Origin of the sequence: Paenibacillus chartarius (assembly GCF_042432825.1) — a bacterium.
Taxonomy (GTDB): Bacteria; Bacillota; Bacilli; order Paenibacillales; family NBRC-103111; genus Gordoniibacillus; species Gordoniibacillus chartarius.
This window is the reverse complement of record NZ_JBHLWN010000141.1, coordinates 1-618: the sequence shown is the minus strand read 5'-3', so window position 1 is coordinate 618 and position 618 is coordinate 1. Positions and strand designations below refer to the sequence as shown.

The following is a 618-nucleotide window of genomic DNA, read 5'->3' as shown; positions in this document are numbered from 1 at the left end:
AAGCGGTACAGCAAGCAGAGTCGCTCAGTATACAGCTTCTGTGCAAGGTTATGGGGATCCCCAGGTCAAGTTACTACAAGTGGCTCAGCCACAAGCCTAGCCCGCGACAGTTGGAGAACCAGGAGCTAACGGCGGTTATGATGTCGTTGTATGAAAAGGTTGAAGGTACCTTCGGTTACCGTCAATTAACGCTACATATCTGCCGACAAACGGGGAAACAGATTAACCACAAGCGCGTATATCGTCTGATGAAGATAAAAGGGATTCAGTCTGTCATTCGCAGAAAGAAAAAGAAATATGAGCGTTCTACGCCACAGCAGGTAGCTGAGAACGTATTAAACCGTAAGTTTCAAGCTGAAGCTCCAAACGAGAAGTGGGTAACGGATGTAACTGAATTTAAATATGGCAATGGTCAGAAAGCATATTTAAGCGCGATTCTCGACCTTCACGATAAATCGATTGTTTCTTATGTACTAGGGCACTCCAATAATAATCCGCTCGTGTTTAAGACATTGAAGTTGGCGCTAAAGGCAGCACCAAGGAGCAAAGCGCTCCTTCATAGCGACCGGGGCTTCCAGTATACGTCTCTGAGCTTTAAGAAGTTGTTGGACAAGGCTA

General features: G+C 45.8%; 1 protein-coding gene. It reads left to right on the top strand.

Annotation, left to right across the window (positions count from 1 at the left end):
• Window positions 1-50 precede the first annotated feature (50 nt).
• Window positions 51-618 (top strand): IS3 family transposase (locus tag ACFFK0_RS30670; RefSeq protein WP_377475271.1); only part of this gene is annotated, 568 nt, incomplete at its 3' end.